The sequence below is a fragment of the Bartonella sp. PS7NMGDW genome (assembly GCF_042193585.1).
Taxonomy (GTDB): Bacteria; Pseudomonadota; Alphaproteobacteria; order Rhizobiales; family Rhizobiaceae; genus Bartonella; species Bartonella grahamii.
Genome location: NZ_JBHILX010000078.1, coordinates 1 through 1,239 on the forward strand (window position 1 = coordinate 1; position 1,239 = coordinate 1,239).

1 protein-coding gene and 1 pseudogene are annotated in these 1,239 nt (G+C 43.7%); both read right to left on the reverse strand.

The window, feature by feature from the left end:
* Window positions 1-386, reverse strand: a pseudogene (locus tag ACFIKJ_RS09325) (phage tail protein); the annotation flags it as partial.
* A 7-nt stretch (window positions 387-393) separates the two neighbouring features.
* Window positions 394-1,239: phage tail protein (locus tag ACFIKJ_RS09330; RefSeq protein ID WP_375670547.1), on the reverse strand; the 846-nt coding region annotated here is incomplete at its 5' end.

The following is a 1,239-nucleotide window of genomic DNA, read 5'->3' on the forward strand; positions in this document are numbered from 1 at the left end:
CCATCTTGTATCTCTCCTCCCGATAAGGCTAATAAACCGGTTTCTGTCGCCTTATAAACGGGCTTACCGGCTAAATTATTTAAAGCAATTGTTGTCGCCCCAACATTCTTGCCCTTCGCTTTAAAACAAACCGATATGCCATTCTTATACTCTAAAAATGCCGATTGGCTTAGAAGCCTTATCACGCTCATCTTTTGGTTATTATCAACCGTCACAATCCCTTCAAGCACGCCGCCCGTATCCGATAAATACTCTCTTATCCTTTGCATCATAAAACGAGCGCTATTATTAACCGTGTTAGGGTGCTGTCCCTCTGACCAATTAATCAAAGCATCAGCACCACCATTTTCAGATGCCGTTAAAGACCAATCATAAATCGTCGACATATGAACCTCACGTCTTGATTCCAAACACAACACTCATATTAATCGGACGCGTCTCACTTGCACCTGAACGTGCCAATGCAACATCACGCATATGAAGGTGGGAATGGGGAAAGGCGAGCTTATGGTGCACGCGTATATCCTCTGCCCTCACGCCCAAACGTTCGGCAAGTTTCAATCTTTGCTGGTCATTCAACACATATCCCCAGATGATCGTCAAATCACCATACCAACTCTCTTCCTCATCTTCATCATTCAAAATCGTAAAGGATTGCCCCCCATGGTCATGCTTTCTCATAGCGTCATTTTGTAAAGTGCCAAGATAACGAAAGCGGTCGATCTCGCGATCATCATCAACACCTCGTAAAAAAACACCACGCAAATCGGGAACGTTAAACTTGTTCCAAGTATCAGCTCCACCCCATCTGATCCCTATTGCATCATAAAGAGCAGGATAATCACTGCGCAAATAAGCCTTCCCATCACAGGGTAACCAGCCCTCTGGCAAAACTTGCATCCCAAAAATCCCTATCGTCCCCGTAGGATAAACGGGAATAACCGGTTCTTGTGATAAAGAGAGAGGTGTAGGATTTAAAACTTGCCAAGCATGATCCCTATAAATCAAGCTATAAATGCACCCCCTTTGAAGTTCACCTCCAGATAATGCACGAATGCCTAATTCCGTCGCCTTATAAACGGGCTTACCGGCTAAATCATTCAAGGCAATTGCGGTTTCCCCAACATTCTTACCCTTCGCTTTAAAACAAACTGATATCCCATTCTTATACTCTAAAAAATGCGATTTACTTTGAAGTCTTATCAACGTCGTCTGCTGTTCAGCATCAACCGTAAAAGT